We start from the raw sequence: 17306 nt of genomic DNA, 5'->3' as shown, positions 1-17306 counted from the left end.
CCGGGCTCCCTAGGATGGGCCTGCGCGTCCGCGGGCGTCATGTCCGCGAGCTGGCTCGAGCAGCCGCCCATGGCGAGCGCCGCAATCAGCAGCGCGCTGCGGATCGGCAGCGTCTTTTGCAGGTCCCATAACGCAAACACTTGGGAAATCCCCTACTCGTCCCAAAGCACGGCCCCGGGCAACCTTACCCAAGACCGCGCCCAAGCTCAAACCATTGCTGCCCGAATGGCGAGAGCGAGAAAACAGCCATTGCCCACCAAGCCGAGCGGTGCGGCCCGAATGTGACAGAACCAAGAAGATTTGTCGCACTGCAACACATCTTCGAGAGTGTTTAACGCCAAACATGCGAGCTTCGCGGTGACGAATACGGAATGAGTTGTTACTGTTCTGCTCATGAGTATGGCCACGACCGATACGCCCAAACCCGAAACGAAGTTCGATGCGGAAGCCTTCGCGATGAATGTCGCGCGGGCGATGGAGAGTGGCGGCAAGGCGCTGGCCGCTTACCTCAAGCCGCGCGAGAGCGGCGAGGTGCAGGATCGCCCGCCAGCCGAGCTGGCCGAGGTCGTCAAGACCTTCACGTCGGTCGCCGAATACTGGTTGTCGGACACGTCCCGCTCGTCCGATCTGCAGACCAAGCTCGCCAAGGACTATCTCGACCTCTGGGGCTCGGCGGTGCGCCGCATGGCCGGCCAGGACGCCCCGCCCGCGATCGCGCCCCACCCCCGCGACAAGCGCTTTGCCGACCCGGAATGGAAATCGAATCAGTTCTTCGATTTCGTCATGCAGCTCTATCTGCTCACGACCAAATGGGCGCAGGAGCTGGTGCGCGATGCCGAAGGGCTCGATCCGCAGACGCGCCGCAAGGCCGAGTTCTACGTCCAGCAGGTCATCAATGCGCTGTCGCCGTCGAACTTCGTGCTGACGAACCCGGAGGTGCTGCGCGAGACGGTGGCGAGCAGCGGCGAAAACCTCGCGCGCGGCCTGACGATGCTCGCCGAGGACATTGCGGCCGGCAAGGGCATGCTGAAGATCCGCCAGTCCAATCCGGACAACCTCGTCGTCGGCGTCAACATGGCGACGACGCCGGGCAAGGTGATCTACCAGAACGAGACGATGCAGCTGATCCAGTATTCGCCGACCACGGAGACGGTGCTGCGCACCCCGCTCCTGATCGTGCCGCCCTGGATCAACAAGTTCTACATCCTCGATCTCAAGCCGGAGAAGTCCTACATCAAGTGGTGCGTCGATCAGGGCATCACCGTGTTCGTGATCTCATGGGTCAATCCCGACAAGCGGCTCGGCAACAAGAGCTGGGAAGACTACATGAAGGAAGGCCCGCTCACGGCGATGGACGTGATCGAGAGGGTCACCGGCGAGATGAAGGTGCACGCCGCCGGCTATTGCGTCGGCGGCACGATGCTGGCGACCACGCTGGCCTGGCTCGCCGAGAAGCGCCGCCAGCGCGTGGCGTCCGCGACGTTCTTCGCCGCCCAGGTCGACTTCACCCATGCCGGCGATCTCCTCGTGTTCGTCGACGAGGAGCAGATCGCAGCCCTCGAACACGACATGAAGACGGCCGGGGTGCTCGAAGGCTCGAAGATGGCGATGGCCTTCAACATGCTCCGCTCAAACGATCTGATCTGGTCCTACGTCGTCAGCAACTATCTGAAGGGCCAACAGCCGAGCGCGTTCGACTTGTTGCACTGGAATTCAGATGCGACCCGCATGACCGCGTCGAACCATTCCTATTATTTGCGCAACTGCTATCTGGAGAACCGGCTCTCCACCGGCACGATGGTGCTCGACAACACGCTGCTCGATCTCTCCAAGGTCAAGGTGCCCGTCTACAACCTCGCCACCCGCGAGGACCACATCGCGCCGGCGGAATCGGTGCTGTACGGCTCGCAGTTCTTCGGCGGCCCGGTGAAATATGTGCTGTCGGGCTCGGGCCACATCGCGGGCGTGGTCAATCCGCCGGCCTCGAACAAGTATCAGTACTGGACCAACGACAACATCAAGGACGTCAACGTCGCACAGTGGATGAAGGGCGCCGTGGAGCACAAGGGCTCGTGGTGGCCGGACTGGCGCGAATGGTTGCGCGGGATCGATCCGGAGGAAGTCCCGGCGCGCAGCGTCGGCAGCGACGCCCTGCCCCCGATCGAGGACGCGCCCGGCAGCTATGTCAGGGTCCGCGCATAGCGGAATCTTCCGCGCTTTTGTATAGACTCGCGCTCAACGCAGCGACGACAGAGGGGATCGAACCATGACGCGCGAATTGTTCTGGCTGACACTGACGGTGATCCTGACCGGGATCCTCTGGATTCCCTATATGGTCAACCGCTGTCAGGTTCGCGGCCTCGGGAGCGTGATGGCCAACCCCAACCGGAACGACAAGGCACAGGCCGACTGGGCGACGCGGCTGATGTTCGCGCACGACAACGCGGTCGAGAACCTCGTGATCTTCGCGCCGCTGGTGTTGATCCTCAACGCGATCGACTATTCCACCAAATGGACCGTGCTCGCCTGCGCCGTCTATTTCTGGTCGCGCGTCGCGCATCTGATCGTCTACGCGCTCGGCGTCCCGATCTTCCGCACACTGGCCTTCACCGTCGGCTTCCTCGCCCAGGCCGTGCTGGCACTGGCGATCTTCAAGGTGCTTTGAGCGCGCCCGGATGCGGGCTCATGCATAGCGAATCCAGCCGGGATTTTCTCCGGTTTCAGGACCTCGACGGGGACACGATCCTGTCCATCGTCGATCGCGCGCAAGCCCTGGCGACGGCATGGGATGGCCGTGCCATGCCGCAAAGCCTCGCCGGAAAGCGCGTGGCTGTTATCGCCGACGACAGTGGGTGGCGGAACACGACCGCATTCGATCTCGGCGTGAGAGCCATGGGAGGCATCTCGGTACAGCCTCCCATCAGGTTCAATGTCCATGAAACGACGCCTGATCTCGCCAAGTATCTCGACAACTGGTTCGACATCCTGGTCGTGCGCACTCGGGAATTGTCGACCTTGCACGAGCTGGCATCGAGCGCGACCGCGCCGGTCGTCAATGCGAGAACGCAATCAAATCATCCTTGCGAGACGCTGGGCGATCTCGCTTATGTCAAAAGCAGGCGCGGATCGCTCGAAGGCCTGAGGGTGGCTGGCGTGGCACCCGACGCCAACATTCTCCGCTCCTGGGTTGAAGCGTCCATCGCTCTGCCGATCAAGGTCGCCCAGGCCTATCCAGTGGTTTGGCATGTCAGGGACATCGCAAGTCCGGGGTTCACCGCGAGCACCGATCTGGAGGCAGTGTACGATGCGGACGTGATCATCACGGACTGCTGGCCTGCCGGCGCGCAACACGATCAACTCGCGCGGTACCGGATATCGGCCGCGCTCCTCGACAGATGCCGCACGGATGCGATCTTCCTCCCCTGCCCGCCGGTGACCAGGGGACAGGAGGTCACGGCCGATGCAATGGGCCACGCCACCTGCCAGAGCACGGCCGCGAAGGCGTACCTTCTGCATGCGCAGAACGCCCTGCTGGAGTGGATCGCCGCATAGTTCGTGCCGGCGGTCTTCGAGACATCAGATGGATCAAGTCACCGCCTTGCGAACGACGAGATTCAGCATGCTGGCTGGCGTCTGATCGAAGCTCTGGATCACGCTGGTATCGGATGAGAGCGTGATCCACGGTCCCGCGCTGGCGTAGGTCGCTTCAAGCCACTCGGGCGACACATAGCTGTAGTAGCGGCCAAGGCTGTCCCTGCCGTCGCTTTCGCCCATCTTGTAGCTGGCATAGAACACACCGGACGGCTTGAGCGCGCGATGGATCCGCCCAAGGATGCCGGCGAGCTCGTCGCGCGGCACATGCAGCAGACAGGCGCTCGCCCAGACGCCGTCATAGGCCTGTTGCGCTTCGAGTTCGTCGAACCGCATCGTCTCGACGGGATGGCCGAGCCGCCGGGACGCGATCTTCGCCATTTCGGGCGAGCCGTCGGTGGCACGCAGTGAAAAACCCTCCGCCAGCATCACCGCCGCATGATTGCCGGCGCCGCAGCCGAGTTCGAGGATTGCGCCACCGGGCGGCAACAAGGCGAGGAAGCCCGTTAGCCGCGCCGACGGCGCTTTCGCCCAATCCGCATAGGACCGGGCGTTCTGCCGATAGAACTGCAGGGTGGTCTCGTCCATTCTAACGTTCGTTTCCGAGGTCCCGCCTCAATTGTCTCATGTCCCGGACAAGGCACAGCACGACAGTGATGTGCCCAGAGCCGGGACCCAGAAGTCGCGAACAAAAGAATAGGCCCAGGCTCTGCAGCGCATCACTGAAGAAGTGCTGCGCTGCGTCCGGGGCACGAGGCTGCCTTACTCCTCCGGCAATCCAAGCATCAGCCGCATGTTCTGCACGGCTGCGCCCGAGGCGCCCTTGCCGAGATTGTCGAGCCGCGCGACCAGCACGGCCTGCTGATATTTGTCGCTGGCGAAGACGTAGAGCTCGAGCATGTTGGTCTCGTTGAGCGCCTCCGGCTCGATCCGGCCGCCCTTTGACGCCTCGTTCTGGAGCGGCATCACCGAGACGTACCTTGAGCCGGCGTAGCGCTTGGCGAGCGCGGCCTGAAGGTCCCCTCCGCTCGGCTTGCCCGGCAGCGTGTCGAGCTGGAGCGGCACCGAGACCAGCATGCCCTGCCGATAGTTGCCGACCGAGGGAATGAAGATCGGCCGCCGCGTCAGGCTCGAATAGAGCTGCATCTCCGGCAGATGCTTGTGCTCGAAGCCGAGACCGTAGAGCTCGAAGGACGGCGCGCTGCCGTCCTCGAAGCTTGCGATCATCGACTTGCCGCCGCCGGAATAGCCGCTCACCGCGTTGACGGTGACGGGATAATCGGGCGGCAACAGGCCGGCATCGACGATCGGCCGCAGCAGCGCGATCGCGCCGGTCGGATAGCAGCCGGGATTGGAGACCTTCCTGGCGGCCTTGATCTTGCTGGCCTGGTCGGGCGTCAGCTCGGGAAAGCCATAGGCCCAGTCGGGCGCGACCCGATAGGCGGTGGAAGCATCCAGCACTTTCGGGCCTGAGGCGCCCATGCTGTCGACGAGCGCGACCGTCTCCTTGGCGGCGTCATCCGGCAGGCAGAGGATGACGAGGTCCACCTCCTCCATCAGCGCCTTCTTGGCGGCGGGATCCTTGCGTTTGTCATCGGCGATCGTCTTCACGACGACGTCGTTCTGGAGCTTCAGCCGCTCGTTGATGCCGAGCCCGGTGGTGCCGGAGCCGCCATCGACAAAGACGGTTGCCGGTTTTTTCGCCGCGCCGGTGATCGGGGCTTTCGTGGTCTCAGCGAGGCTCATGACGCGCTCCTTTCGAGCTTGTTCGTGTCGTGTTCGAAAACTTGCGGCCTTGCCTGCCGCATCAACTGTGAGATCTGCCTGGCGTCGGCATCGCCGGCGCTGAGCGCATTCGAGATTGCCGCATAGTCGGCGTCGGATTTGTGCTGGTTGAGCTTGAAGCTGCCTTCGACCTCTTCAACATTCATCACCAGACCCACGATCGCCTTCTTCATCGCTTCGAGCCGGCCCGCCGTCATCTTGCCCGACGTCCACGGCTTCTTCGGCAGCAGCCAGTGCTCGAACTTGTCGCTGAGCGTGTCGATCTGCACCGACAGCTCGTCATCCGACAACAGCCGCACCGGCCCGCTCAGATGCACCGACTGGTAGAGCCAGGTCGGCACCTGGTCCGGCGAGACGTACCAGTCCGGCGATACATAGGCATCGGGGCCGTTGACCGCGAGCAGCCAGGACGCATCGCCGCCCGCAAGCTTTAGCAGCGGATTGTGACGGGCGACATGAAACGCGGCCTGCGGCGTCCCATCGGCGGCGTAGGTCAGATAGAACGGCAGCGGGGAAGCGACCGGCTTCTTTCCGTCGAAAGCGCACATGGTGCCGAAGCCGCGCTCTTCGGCGAACTTCAGGCTTGCGGCGCGGTCCTGCTTGAAAAAAGGTGGCGTGTACATCGTGGTCTCCTGCTGGGCCTCCTTGGGGGCCGCCGGATCAGATCGCGCTGACAGGAGAGAGAATGCCGCGGATCGGATCCAGCGGCAAAGACGATGATCTCAAACGCGATCGACCGCCCAAACCGCAAGATTGCGGCGGCGGCGACGGGCGAACAGGATGGTCGCGGCGTTGATCATGGCGCGCGGCTATAAGGCCAGATCCGATTCCCGTCAAGGTTTGGAGGTCAGATCACCCGCCAGATCCATTCCATGATCTTGGCAAGCACGTCACCGAACAGCAGCAGCACGGCCGACCAGACCAGGGCCGAGACGAAATTGGCGGCCTGGAAACTCCAATAAGGCATCTCGAAGATGCCGGCCGCGAGCGGCACCGAGGCGCGCAGGGGGCCGAAGAACCGGCCGATGAAGATGCTGGGCACGCCCCAACTCCGCACGAAGGCCTCACCTCTGGGCAGGAGTTCCGGATAGCGCGAGAGCGGCCACATCTGGGCGACCCTCTCCTTGTAGCGGAAGCCGAACCAGTAGGAGACCCAGTCGCCCAGCGCCGCACCGAGGCCGCCGGCGATCCAGACCGGAAAGAAGCTGATGCCGCTCGCCCCGATCAGCGCACCGATTCCCACCAGCGCGCCCCAGGCCGGTACCAGCAGCGAGATGAAGGCGAGCGATTCTCCGAACGCGAGCAGGAACACGATCGGAGCCGCCCAGGCCTGGTGAACGCGCACGAAATCGGCCAGGGCGTGCGCAAACTGCTCCATCAAAAATAGCCTTCCCGCCCCGTCTCAAGGTGCTGCTCGATGAAAAAGACTGGTAAGCCAAGCACTTGTGTGACATCAAGTCACAAAACCCCGCTCGGCACAGCCTGGCAGGTCAAATTGCCGGGAATTGGAGGGGCTGCGGCGTAAAATCGCCGGGATTGGCCCTCAACGACACCGCCCGGCCCGCCCTGCGATAACCTTTCCAAGTCAGAAGTGGCATAGTCGGCCCAATCGATTCGCCGCCCATGCGGCCCTCAAAACGCATCAAGATATATGTCCAAGCAGTTGAAACCCAAAGCAAAAGACGACTTTTTCGGCGGCGATGAGCCGAAACTCCGCGCAGCCAAGGCGGCGCCGCGCGCGAGCGGCGGGGAAGCCGACTACACCGCGGCCGACATCGAGGTGCTCGAAGGCCTGGAACCGGTGCGACGCCGGCCGGGCATGTATATCGGCGGCACCGATGAGAAGGCGTTGCATCATCTGTTCGCCGAAGTCATCGACAACTCGATGGACGAGGCGCTGGCCGGACACGCGACCTTCATCGGAGTCGAGCTCAGCGAAGACGGATTCCTCACCGTCACCGACAACGGCCGCGGCATCCCGATCGATCCGCATCCGAAATTCCCGAAGAAGTCGGCGCTTGAAGTCATCATGTGCACGCTGCATTCGGGCGGCAAGTTCGACTCCAAGGTCTACGAGACGTCAGGCGGCCTGCACGGCGTTGGCATTTCCGTGGTGAACGCCCTGTCCTCGCGTCTCGAAGTGGAAGTCGCGCGCGGCCAGAAGCTGCATCGCATGATTTTCGAGCGCGGCCATCCCAAGGGGAAGCTCGAGGACCTCGGCAAGGTCAACAACCGCCGCGGCACGCGCGTGCGCTTCAAGCCCGACACCGACATCTTCGGCGCCAAGGCCGCGTTCAAGCCGCAGCGCCTGTTCAAGATGACGCGCTCAAAGGCGTATCTGTTCGGCGGCGTCGAGATCCGCTGGAACTGCGCGCCCGACCTGCTCAAGGGCATCGAGGACGTGCCGGCCGAAGCGACGTTCCACTTCCCCGGCGGCCTCAAGGACTATCTGGCGGCCGCGATCCACGCCGACACGCTGGTGCATCCCGACATCTTCTCCGGCAAGTCGGGCCGCAACGGCGCGCACGGCGCCTGCGAGTGGGCGGTGGCCTGGACCGCGGATGCGGACGGCTTCCTCTCCTCCTACACCAACACCGTGCCGACGCCGGATGGCGGCACGCATGAATCCGGCTTGCGCAGCGCGCTGCTGCGCGGGTTGAAGGATCACGCCGAGCGCGTCGGCCAGGGCAAGCGCGCAGCCTCCATTACCTCCGAAGACGTGATGGTGGGCGCAGCCGTGATGCTCTCGGTGTTCGTGCGCGAGCCCGAATTTCAGGGCCAGACCAAGGATCGTCTCGCGACCGCCGAAGCGCAGCGCATCGTCGAGCAGGCGATGAAGGATCCGTTCGACCATTGGCTGTCGGGCAATCCGAACATGGCCAACAGGCTGCTCGACTTCGTGATCGACCGTGCCGAGGAGCGGCTGCGCCGCCGTCAGGAAAAGGAAACCGCGCGCAAGACCGCGGGCAAGAAGCTGCGCCTGCCCGGCAAGCTCGCCGACTGCACCGATGCCGGCACCGAAGGCTCAGAGCTGTTCATCGTCGAGGGCGACTCGGCCGGCGGCAGCGCCAAGCAGGCGCGCGACCGCAAGACGCAAGCGGTGCTGCCGTTGCGCGGAAAAATCCTCAACGTCGCCTCCGCCGGCAAGGACAAGCTGACGGCGAACGCGCAGCTCTCCGACCTCGTGCAGGCGATCGGCTGCGGCCAGCTCCTGCAGTATCGCGAAGAGGATCTGCGCTATCAGCGCATCATCATCATGACCGACGCCGACGTCGATGGCGCCCACATCGCCTCGCTGCTGATCACCTTCTTCTACCGGCAGATGCCGCGGCTAATCGACGAGGGCCACCTCTTCCTCGCGGTGCCGCCGCTCTACAAGCTGACCCACGGCTCGAAATCGGTCTACGCGCGCGACGACAAGCACAAGGAGGCGCTACTCAAGAGCGAGTTCAACGCCAACGCCAAGGTCGAGGTGAACCGCTTCAAAGGCCTCGGCGAGATGATGCCGGCGCAGCTCAAGGAAACCACCATGGATCCGCGCAAGCGCACGCTGCTCAAGGTGGTGCTGCTCGCCGACGATCGCGACACCACCGCCGATTCGGTGGAGCGCCTGATGGGTACCAAGGCCGAGGCGCGCTTCGCCTTCATCTCGGACAAGGCCGAGTTTGCCAGCGAGGAATTGCTGGACGTCTGAGCCCTCGGGCCGTGTTCCGTTCAAGAGCCTCGGCGAGAGCCGGGGCTCTTTTGTTTGGGGGGACGCCGCCTTTTTATCGATGACGCCGGCCGAGGGTCCGCACGGCCATGAGCGATTCCCGGCGCCGCCAACGCGACTCGGCCAACGACTCACGGCGCTGAAGCTGAGGCGGGACTGCCTCCATTTCGGACAACGCCCAACCTCCTAACAAAACCTTACCCGGGCCAGAGATTTCGAAATCTGTGTAAGTTGCTGACTCTACGAGGTTATTTATGGATCCGAGAGCCACGCCTCAAATGCACGCTCAGCGGCGTTTTCCGGCGACTGTGCCTAGCCGGCAACAGCATTTCGGCGGGAAACGTCTATAGTCCGGGTCATCAGATGAAACGAACTTCAGCGCGCTCGCGCCTACTACGACAGACCAAGGTTGGGGATTTTGACATGAAGAAGACTTTGCTCGCTCTGACCGCTGTTGCGGCGATGACCGGTTCGGCCTCGGCCGCTGACCTTGGTGCCCGTCCCTACGTGAAGGCTCCGATGCCGGCGCCCGTCGCCAACTGGACCGGCTTCTATGTCTTCGGCGGTGGCGGCGGCGGCCTCTCCAATGCTGACCAGCATGTCCAGACCACTGTCGGCGCGATTCCGCTGACGATCGACCAGCGTCAGGGCGGCTCCGGTTGGTTCGGCACCGTCGGCGCCGGTTACGACTGGCAGTTCAGCGGCACCTGGGTCGCCGGTGTGTTCGCTGACGGTCAGTTCGGCAGCCTCCGCGCAACCATTCAGGATCCGATCGCTGGCATCACCGGCAACCAGAAGCTGGAAACCTCCTGGGCCGCGGGTGTGCGCCTCGGCTGGTTGGTGGCCCCGAACGTTCTCTCCTACGTCAACGGCGGTTATTCTGGCGCTCACTTCGGCCAGACCAATTTCACGACCCTCGGCGGCACCCCCGCTGGCATCCATCTGAACAGCTACAATCGCAACGGCTGGTTCGTCGGTGGCGGCGTCGAGAACAGCCTGAACATCTTCGGCATCACCTCGCCCGGCTGGTTCATGAAGACCGAGTATCGTTCGGCCTTCTACAACGCCAAGACCCAGAACGAGCTGTTCGACGGTACCAACGCGCTGGTGGGCCGCGATATCCGCGCCAACAGCTGGAACCAGACGATCTCGACCTCGCTGGTCTATCGCTTCAACTGGACCGGTCCGGTCGTCGCGAAGTACTGATCTGATCTCACGATCAAACGTCAAAGCCCCGGCATCGTCCGGGGCTTTTTCGTTGTGAGCGCGCCGGCAGCCGGTGCTCGCCTCCAACGACGGCACGCAGCGGTGAGCTGAGCTTCGATCACCCCACCGTATCGGTGATAGCCCTGCCCTGCGCATCGCGACGTGTGCCGGGCGTCGCCGCTGCCGGCGCCGCCATTGTAACCGAAGCAAAGCTGCGGTTACTGTGCGCCCCAAGCTTTCGAGACCGCAGCATCGTAGATGCCGCGAGTCGCGACGGAAGCGGACCGATGGGGGGAATGCATGCGCAGATTTCTGCTTGTAGCAGGCCTGTTCGCCCTCGCCATCGGGCTGCTCTGGATCGGACAGGGCACGGGCACCGTCCCCTGGCCGCGATCGAGCTTCATGGTCAACCAGCTGCAATGGGCCGGCTATGGCGCCGCCATGGCCGGCTTCGGGCTGGTGCTGATCTGGCAGAGCAACCAATAAAAGAAACCAGGGAATACAAGCATGACATCCAGCCGGTTCGATCTCCGCGGCAAGGTCGCGGTCGTAACAGGAGGCAATGGCGGCATCGGGCTCGGCATGGCGCGCGGCCTTGCCGACGCCGGCGCCGACATCGCCGTGGTCGGACGCAACGAGGCGAAGTCCAACGCAGCTGTCGAAGATCTCAGGCAGCGCGGCGTCAAGGCGATCGCGGTTGCGACCGACGTCACCGACAGGGCAGCGATCGAAGCCATGATTGCGCGCGTGGTGACGGATCTCGGCCGCATCGACATCCTCGTCAACAATGCCGGCATGAGCATCCGCAAGCCGCCGCACGAGCTCGAGCTCGACGAGTGGAACAAGGTGATCGACACCAACCTCACCAGCGCCTTCCTGTGCTCGAAGCTCGCCTATCCGGCCTTGAAGGCGTCAGGCAACGGCAAGGTGATCAACATCGGCTCGATGATGTCGATCTTCGGTGCGAGCTTCGCCACTGCCTATGCGGCGAGCAAGGGCGGAATCGTGCAGTATACGCGTGCCTGCGCCAACGCCTGGGCGCCTGACAACATCCAGGTCAACGCGATCCTGCCGGGCTGGATCGATACCGACCTCACCCGGGGCGCGCGGCAGCAGGTCTCGGGATTGCACGAGCGGGTGCTGGCGCGCACGCCTGCGGGGCGCTGGGGCGACGTCGACGATTTCGCCGGCATCGCCGTGTTCCTGGCATCGTCCGCGTCGAACTTCGTCACGGGCACCGCAATCCCCGTCGATGGCGGCTTCTCGGTGATGGCCTAAGGCCGGGCGGCACCACGCAAAAAAGAAGCCCCGGTCGAAGCCGGGGCTTTTGAATTTTGGCAGTGCTTTTTTTGATCGTTGGTCGCGTTGCGGTCGACGTGCTCAGTAGCGGGCGATGGTCGGCGCGTCGAACTTGTAGCTCGCGCGCACGACGGCCCACTGGATATCGCGCGGCTTGGCGTCGAAGGTGTAGTTGGTCGTGGTGCCCCCGAGCTGATAGGTCTGGCTGCCGAAAGCCGCGTAATTGTACTCGAGGCCGACGATCCAGTTGCGGGTGACGCCGTATTCCCAGCCGGCGCCGACGGTCCAGCCGTTGGCCCAGTGGGTCTGACCGCCCGAACCAGCCGTGCCGACGGTGTCGCTGACCGAGAGACGGTTGTTCACGCCGGCATAGCCGCCCTTGATGTAGAAGAGGTTGTTCTGCACGGCGAAGCCGGCGCGGCCGACGACCGTTGCCAGAACGTTGGCACGCCAGGAGAACACGTCGTCACCGGCGCCAAACACGGTGTTCGTGAACGAGCCCTTGTTGTTGAGGCCGGAGATCGTGCCTTCCATGCCGAACACGTAGTTGTTGGCCTGCCAGTTGTAGCCGATCTGGGCGCCGCCCATGATGCCCGAGTTGCGCTGACGGAAACCTTCTCCCGGAGAGAGATCGCCGAAGCCGCCGCTGTTGCCGTTGTTGATGAACTGCTCGTTGGTCCATGCGCCGCCGATGTGGCCGCCGACATAGAAGCCGGTCCAGTTGAACAGCGGCTCGGCGTAAGCTGGCGCCTTCGCGTAGCGCGCGCCGAGATCGGCGGCGGAGGCCGCGCCCGTCGAAACCAGAGCGGTCGTGCAGGCGAAGGCGGCAATCAATTTATTACGCATGGTACACCCCGTGTCCTTTGATAGGCGCAAGGTCACAGACGGGTGTTACTAAAATTCGAATCAACAAAGTTAACGCAGCGCAGGGGCGCGCGCCGGTCCGAAAATCCGTGGGTGCTGTTGCACGCTCGCAACGCCGCACGCGTGATTTAACGCGAAATTATCCCTACCGACTCCCTGCGCTACGATCCCGACGCCGCCCTCGAATGCACGTGCTCGGGCCGCACGCCGAGCGCAAGCAGGCGCGCCGGAATGCCCTGGAGCCACGGCAGTGCGGTGATGAGGCGCACGATCAGCGGCACCTTGAGCGGCCGGTCGCCCGACTGCAACGCGCCGCTGATGATGTTGTTCTGCACGATCTCCTGCATCCGCTGCGTCATCTTCACCGGAAACTCGCGGCGACGCCTGATAGCATCGAGATCGTTCTCGGACGGGCAGCCGTGTTGCATCTTGTCGGCCAACAAATTGGCGGTCGCGACCGCATCCTGCACGGCAAGATTGACGCCGACGCCGCCGATCGGCGACATCGCATGCGCGGCGTCGCCGATGCAAAGCAGGCCCGGTCGCGTCCAGCGCTTAAGGCGGTTGATCGCGACGGTCAGCAGCTTGACGTCGTCGAAGCTCTTCACGTCGGCGATTCCTGATCGAAGGATCGGCGCCATGCGTACGACGTCGTCGAGCAGCGCCTGCAGTCCCCTCGCCTTCACTGCCTCGTGCTGGCCCTTGGCGATGACATAGGCGCATTGCCAATAGTCGCCGCGATTGAAGGTAATCATCATCTTGCCGGGCTCGACGCGCGCGAACACGTTTTCTGTCTCGTCGGATTTGCGGCCGGCGCGGAACCACAGCACGTCCATCGGTGCGCCGATCTCCTCGACGGCAAGGCCGGCGCGCTCGCGCACCGTCGAATGCCGGCCGTCGCAGGCTATGGTGAGATCGGCCTCGATGGCGAGGATGCCGTCAGGTGTTTTCGCCCGCACGCCGGCGATGGTCTCGCCGCAGCGGATCAGATCGACCGCCTCCGTGCTCATCATCACCTCGAGCGAGGCAAAGCGCCGGCCGGCCTCGCGCAGGAAGTTCAGGAAGTCCCATTGCGGCATGAAGGCGATGAAGGGGTATTTGGTGTTGAGCCGGCTGAGATCGGCGATGCGCACCGGCGTGCCGCCGAACAGGCCGTCCATCTTCTGCAAGCGCTGATGCGGCAGTTTCAGGAACTCGTCGATCAGGCCGAGTTCGTCCATGACTTGAAGCGTCGAGGGATGCACGGTGTCGCCGCGAAAATCGCGGAAGAAATCCGCATGCTTCTCCAGCACCACGACCTCGATGCCGGCCCGTCCCAAGAGATATCCGAGCATCATGCCGGCCGGTCCGCCGCCGACAATGCAGCAGCGGACTTTTTTCGTCCGGTTCGATTGTTGGTCGGATGCCATTGGAGCCACGATCCGCGATGTGAGTATCGATCAAGATATGGCGGACAATGTAACGCCGATTCCGCTCCAACGGAGCCTGAATCTGGATGCGCGGTGTCGCGCTGGCCGGCAGCTCTGAGCACGCCGCTTCCGTTCCCGGGAATAAGCCGCGCCCCCTATTGTTAATGGGAGATACGACCCAAAAGGGGCATCAGAGGGAACGTTCAACGTGGCATGGTTGCTTGCAGGTGTCGCAGCCTGGCTAGCCGTCAACATCGCGCTCGTCTATCTGCGCACGCGCCGAAGCCGCGATGCGGAAGAGAGCGAGTCGAGGACCTAGCTGTGTCTGCGACGAGAGCCGCGCCTGCGTGGGCGTCCGCGTCAGGGGCGCCGGTTGCCACATGCGAGGCAACAGATAGGCCCGCACGGCGCGGGCCTATCCTGGACGGGAACTGGATTATTTCTGATCTTCATTGCTGGTCCCGCTGCCCGGGCTGCCGATCGGCAACCCGTTGGGGGCATGGCCGGCACCAGCGTTCCGCGCAGCTTGCGCCGCTGTCGGCGACGTGCCGTTCGCGGTTGGCGGCTGAACGTTCGGATTGCTCTGGTTCGTGTTGGTGCTGACGTTGGCCCCGGTGGTGGTGCCATGCGTCCCCATCCCTGAAGGAGCCGACGGCCCCGAATTGGCGCTGCTCGATGATGTGCCCATTCCGGCACCTGAGCTGGCCGCAGATCCCGCACCGCCGGTACCCGTCCCTGCAGCGGAGCCGGCACTGGCACCGCCACCCGCGCCACCTCCGCCTCCGCCCCCAGCACCACCACCTCCCTGAGCATAAGCGGTTGTCGAAAGCGCAGCGCAGGCGAAGGCTACGAGGATGGACTTGCGGATCATGGATCGTCTCCCTGGTTTGGTGGACAATCCAGGGACCCGAGGAGTTGTTCCTTTGTGCGAGCTTGCCGAACTTCTTTCGCTTCAGTTGCAGGAAGCCGAAGCCATCAGCTTTCGTCGCTCTGCCAGAAGCTCAGTGATGGTTGGACGACGACCGCAAATGCTGCAAGGGCTTGGCTCCAAGGTGAATTTAACATGCCTCTTGAAGCACAGTTCCGTTAGTCCACTCCCTCGGGGTCGCGACGCAACCGACAAGGAGTCATCATCAATTGTTACTCCGGTTCGCGCTGCGGAAACTCTTGATCTCCGAGACGCTGCCGTCGCGATAAGTCAGCTCCACCGAGACGGACTGCGTGGCGGGAGCGAGCTTCATGTAGAGCGGCATGCCGGCGGTGATCGCGCTGGGGTCGCGCATGTCGCACGGCGGCATCTTCAGCACCTGGTTGGGCACGGCGGTGTCGATCCCGATCCGCACCTCGCGGATGGCGCAGCGATAGGACACGAGGTGCGTGTAGTAGACGAGCAGCCCGTTGAACTCGCGGAACGACAGCCAGCTCGTCGCAGTCATGTCGAGGATCTTGCGCTGGTCGCGGATCAGCGCGGCCTCGGGATCGAACCTGATTGGGAACGGCCCCTGCATGTCGCCGGACTGATCGACATAGCGGACCTCGATGGTGCCCGCCTGCGCATCCGGCGGCAACTCGATCGACGGGTTCGGCATGCGCTTGCGCGTGCGCGGATCGAGCGTGTCGATGAAGCCGGTCTCCCGGAAATCGCCCTTGCCGGCCATGCGCCAGGAAATGCCCAGCGCCGGGTCGGCGAAGGAGAACACCACGCTCCAGCCGCCATTGTGCCGCGAGAAGCTCGCGATCGGCGCGTTGGTGGCCTCCTCCTTCGGCAGCTGCGGCACCGACACCGGCGGCAGCGCTGCGAGCTTCTGCGGCGGCGGGTCGTCCGAACGCGCGACGGCATCCTTGGCAAGGCCGCTGAGGAACACGTCGTCGACCATCTGGTCGAAATAGACAGGCACCTGCCTATGCTTCACGGTATCGGCCATCTCGCTGACGGCCCGGCGGGTGCGCTGCGCCACCTGCACGAGATTCTCGCCGGGCTTGAGCAGCTCCTTGGCGAAGGTGCGCGTGAACACCGAATTGGGATTGGCGTCGTCGTTGGACAGACGATCGAGCGCGGTCTGGCGGGGACCTGCCGAGAACACCGAGAACACGCCTTCAGGCAATTGCGTCATCGGCGCAAGTCCGCCGCCACCGGCGACAGCGCGGGTGCCCTTGCGCTCGAACGGGTTGTTGCGGCAGGCGTCGAACACCAGGATCGACGTTCGCGCCTTCTTGTTCTGAAGACGCTCGACGATGCGGTCGGCCAGGATGGAGGCGTCGCGCACCAGCTCTTCCTGCCCTTCGGTCGCCGACGGCACGTCTGTGGGCAGCAAATAGTTCTGCCCCGCGATCTCGAAGCCGTGGCCGGCGTAGAAAAAGAACGCGGTATCGCCGGGCTCGATCGCCTTGTCGAAGGCGAGCAAGGTCTCGGAGAATTGCTGCCGGCTCTGGTTCTCTGCGACCATCACCGAGAAGCCGAGCTGCTTCAGCGTATCGCCCATGGTGCGGGCGTCGTTGACCGCCTTGAGCAGCTTCGGGACATTCCTGTAGTCGTTGTTGCCGACGACGAGCGCGACGCGCTTCTCGGCATGGGCGGGAAGAGCGAAGCCGCTCAGGCCCGCCACCAGGCCAAGGGCCGCCAGAATTCTGAAAAGCCGACGCGTCATCGCAAGATTCCCGTTGCAGAACGGCCGCAGGCCGCTTCCTTCGAACAGCAGTTCATTGGACCCCCTGCCGCTGTGTGATAGTCGGCCCAGGCGTAATGGCGGTTCAAGGGACCTGGGCTTCGGTTCCATGATCTGGCTATGGCAGATTCCCGCGGAATCTGCTCTTTCTAGGGCGATTGCGCTGCAAGCGGGGGCTGCCGTGTATTGGTGTACCGACGAGGTCGAGCCGAATGATCGCTTCGACTATTGGCGCGAGGTGCGCTCCAAGGGATTGTTCGGCGTCACCGCCGAGCTCGAGCGCGAACAGCGCGCGGACTTCTTCGGCGAATTCTCGCTGCGCCAGCTGGGCGGCGCCGGCCTTGTCGAGCTGAAGGCCTCACCCTACACGGTGGAGCGCAGCACGACCGACATCGCCTACGCGCCGGGCGACGCCATCTGCGTCTATCAGCAGCTCGGCAGCGGCGGCTGGTTCGGCGGCATGCGCGGGAGCGACTTCGCGATCGCCAACGGCAGTTTCGCCACCAGCCATACCGACCTGCCCTACCGCACCGCGCCGCTGGGCGCCGGGGGCTTCCACCTTCGCATCCTGAAGATTCCGCTCAGCAGCATCCCGGCGCAGGACAAGCGCATGCGCGAGCTTTCGCCTCGGACGTTCGGCGATCCCACCCTGGCGCCGCTGCTCGGGGCCTGCTTTGCCGAGCTCGGTGAAGCCTCCGCGGATCAGGCCAGCGAAGCGACCTCCCTCGTCCAGGCTTTGGCCCATCTGGCGCTGATCGAGCGCGGCATCGTCAG

Annotated in this window: 14 protein-coding genes and 1 pseudogene; 8 read left to right on the top strand and 7 right to left on the bottom strand. The window is 63.9% G+C overall.

The window, feature by feature from the left end; all coding sequences use genetic code 11:
- Positions 1–393: 393 nt before the first annotated feature.
- From MOV75_RS07930 to MOV75_RS07920, 3 genes are all read left to right on the top strand, one after another.
- Complete coding sequence (locus tag MOV75_RS07930; protein WP_246922054.1) at positions 394–2202, top strand: alpha/beta hydrolase; 1809 nt, start codon at positions 394–396, stop codon at positions 2200–2202.
- 64 nt (positions 2203–2266) lie between these two features.
- Positions 2267–2665: an MAPEG family protein gene (locus MOV75_RS07925; RefSeq protein WP_246922057.1), complete on the top strand. Its 399-nt coding sequence runs from the start codon at positions 2267–2269 to the stop codon at positions 2663–2665.
- Positions 2666–2685: 20 nt separating this feature from the next.
- Positions 2686–3552, top strand: a complete 867-nt coding sequence (locus MOV75_RS07920) for an ornithine carbamoyltransferase (protein WP_246922060.1) — start codon at positions 2686–2688, stop codon at positions 3550–3552.
- Positions 3553–3585: 33 nt separating this feature from the next.
- On the opposite strand, the gene MOV75_RS07915 is transcribed toward MOV75_RS07920, so the two are convergent.
- From MOV75_RS07915 to MOV75_RS07900, 4 genes are all read right to left on the bottom strand, one after another.
- Complete coding sequence (locus MOV75_RS07915) at positions 3586–4179, bottom strand: bifunctional 2-polyprenyl-6-hydroxyphenol methylase/3-demethylubiquinol 3-O-methyltransferase UbiG (RefSeq protein WP_246922063.1); 594 nt, start codon at positions 4177–4179, stop codon at positions 3586–3588.
- Between the two features lie 174 nt (positions 4180–4353).
- Positions 4354–5337 (bottom strand): N-acetyl-gamma-glutamyl-phosphate reductase, encoded by a 984-nt coding sequence (gene argC / locus MOV75_RS07910; RefSeq protein ID WP_246922066.1) that lies wholly within the window; start codon positions 5335–5337, stop codon positions 4354–4356.
- Positions 5334–5999, bottom strand: a complete 666-nt coding sequence (locus MOV75_RS07905; protein ID WP_246922069.1) for an FMN-binding negative transcriptional regulator — start codon at positions 5997–5999, stop codon at positions 5334–5336. The genes argC and MOV75_RS07905 overlap by 4 nt, the downstream gene beginning before the upstream one ends.
- A gap of 224 nt (positions 6000–6223) precedes the next feature.
- Positions 6224–6754 (bottom strand): DedA family protein, encoded by a 531-nt coding sequence (locus tag MOV75_RS07900; protein WP_246922071.1) that lies wholly within the window; start codon positions 6752–6754, stop codon positions 6224–6226.
- 273 nt (positions 6755–7027) lie between these two features.
- Between MOV75_RS07900 and parE the strand changes: the two genes are divergently transcribed.
- The 4 genes from parE (at position 7028) to MOV75_RS07880 (ending at position 11572) form a co-directional block, all read left to right on the top strand.
- Positions 7028–9070 carry a DNA topoisomerase IV subunit B gene (gene parE, locus MOV75_RS07895; RefSeq protein ID WP_246922074.1) on the top strand — a complete coding sequence of 681 codons (2043 nt, stop codon included), beginning with the start codon at positions 7028–7030 and terminating at the stop codon, positions 9068–9070.
- 441 nt (positions 9071–9511) lie between these two features.
- Positions 9512–10294 (top strand): outer membrane protein, encoded by a 783-nt coding sequence (locus tag MOV75_RS07890; RefSeq protein ID WP_246922077.1) that lies wholly within the window; start codon positions 9512–9514, stop codon positions 10292–10294.
- Between the two features lie 300 nt (positions 10295–10594).
- The gene (locus MOV75_RS07885) at positions 10595–10780 is read left to right on the top strand and encodes a hypothetical protein (protein WP_246922080.1); all 186 of its coding nucleotides are present in this window, start codon (positions 10595–10597) and stop codon (positions 10778–10780) included.
- Between the two features lie 21 nt (positions 10781–10801).
- A complete protein-coding gene (locus MOV75_RS07880; protein ID WP_246922084.1) occupies positions 10802–11572 on the top strand; it encodes an SDR family NAD(P)-dependent oxidoreductase in 771 nt (256 codons plus the stop codon).
- 102 nt (positions 11573–11674) lie between these two features.
- Here MOV75_RS07880 and MOV75_RS07875 read toward each other — a convergent pair whose 3' ends face one another.
- The 3 genes from MOV75_RS07875 to MOV75_RS07865 form a co-directional block, all read right to left on the bottom strand.
- A complete protein-coding gene (locus MOV75_RS07875; protein WP_246922095.1) occupies positions 11675–12439 on the bottom strand; it encodes an outer membrane protein in 765 nt (254 codons plus the stop codon).
- 179 nt (positions 12440–12618) lie between these two features.
- The gene (locus MOV75_RS07870) at positions 12619–13866 is read right to left on the bottom strand and encodes an FAD-dependent oxidoreductase (protein WP_246922098.1); all 1248 of its coding nucleotides are present in this window, start codon (positions 13864–13866) and stop codon (positions 12619–12621) included.
- Positions 13867–14999: 1133 nt separating this feature from the next.
- The gene (locus MOV75_RS07865; protein ID WP_246922101.1) at positions 15000–16514 is read right to left on the bottom strand and encodes a caspase family protein; all 1515 of its coding nucleotides are present in this window, start codon (positions 16512–16514) and stop codon (positions 15000–15002) included.
- Between the two features lie 199 nt (positions 16515–16713).
- Here MOV75_RS07865 and MOV75_RS07860 point away from each other — a divergent pair.
- Positions 16714–17306, top strand: a pseudogene (locus MOV75_RS07860) (AraC family transcriptional regulator); the annotation flags it as partial.

The organism is Bradyrhizobium sp. PRIMUS42 (genome assembly GCF_023006515.1).
Taxonomy (GTDB): domain Bacteria; phylum Pseudomonadota; class Alphaproteobacteria; order Rhizobiales; family Xanthobacteraceae; genus Bradyrhizobium.
This window is presented reverse-complemented; position numbering and strand designations above follow the sequence as displayed.

Excerpts from the sequence above, each read along its gene's own strand:
- MOV75_RS07865 (WP_246922101.1), bottom strand. The coding sequence starts at position 16,514 with ATGACGCGTCGGCTTTTCAGAATTCTGGCGGCCCTTGGCCTGGTGGCG.
- MOV75_RS07930 (WP_246922054.1), top strand. The coding sequence starts at position 394 with ATGAGTATGGCCACGACCGATACGCCCAAACCCGAAACGAAGTTCGAT.
- MOV75_RS07890 (WP_246922077.1), top strand. The coding sequence starts at position 9,512 with ATGAAGAAGACTTTGCTCGCTCTGACCGCTGTTGCGGCGATGACCGGT.
- MOV75_RS07900 (WP_246922071.1), bottom strand. The coding sequence starts at position 6,754 with ATGGAGCAGTTTGCGCACGCCCTGGCCGATTTCGTGCGCGTTCACCAG.
- MOV75_RS07880 (WP_246922084.1), top strand. The coding sequence starts at position 10,802 with ATGACATCCAGCCGGTTCGATCTCCGCGGCAAGGTCGCGGTCGTAACA.
- MOV75_RS07885 (WP_246922080.1), top strand. The coding sequence starts at position 10,595 with ATGCGCAGATTTCTGCTTGTAGCAGGCCTGTTCGCCCTCGCCATCGGG.
- argC (WP_246922066.1), bottom strand. The coding sequence starts at position 5,337 with ATGAGCCTCGCTGAGACCACGAAAGCCCCGATCACCGGCGCGGCGAAA.
- MOV75_RS07870 (WP_246922098.1), bottom strand. The coding sequence starts at position 13,866 with ATGGCATCCGACCAACAATCGAACCGGACGAAAAAAGTCCGCTGCTGC.
- MOV75_RS07875 (WP_246922095.1), bottom strand. The coding sequence starts at position 12,439 with ATGCGTAATAAATTGATTGCCGCCTTCGCCTGCACGACCGCTCTGGTT.
- MOV75_RS07905 (WP_246922069.1), bottom strand. The coding sequence starts at position 5,999 with ATGTACACGCCACCTTTTTTCAAGCAGGACCGCGCCGCAAGCCTGAAG.
- MOV75_RS07920 (WP_246922060.1), top strand. The coding sequence starts at position 2,686 with ATGCATAGCGAATCCAGCCGGGATTTTCTCCGGTTTCAGGACCTCGAC.
- parE (WP_246922074.1), top strand. The coding sequence starts at position 7,028 with ATGTCCAAGCAGTTGAAACCCAAAGCAAAAGACGACTTTTTCGGCGGC.
- MOV75_RS07925 (WP_246922057.1), top strand. The coding sequence starts at position 2,267 with ATGACGCGCGAATTGTTCTGGCTGACACTGACGGTGATCCTGACCGGG.
- MOV75_RS07915 (WP_246922063.1), bottom strand. The coding sequence starts at position 4,179 with ATGGACGAGACCACCCTGCAGTTCTATCGGCAGAACGCCCGGTCCTAT.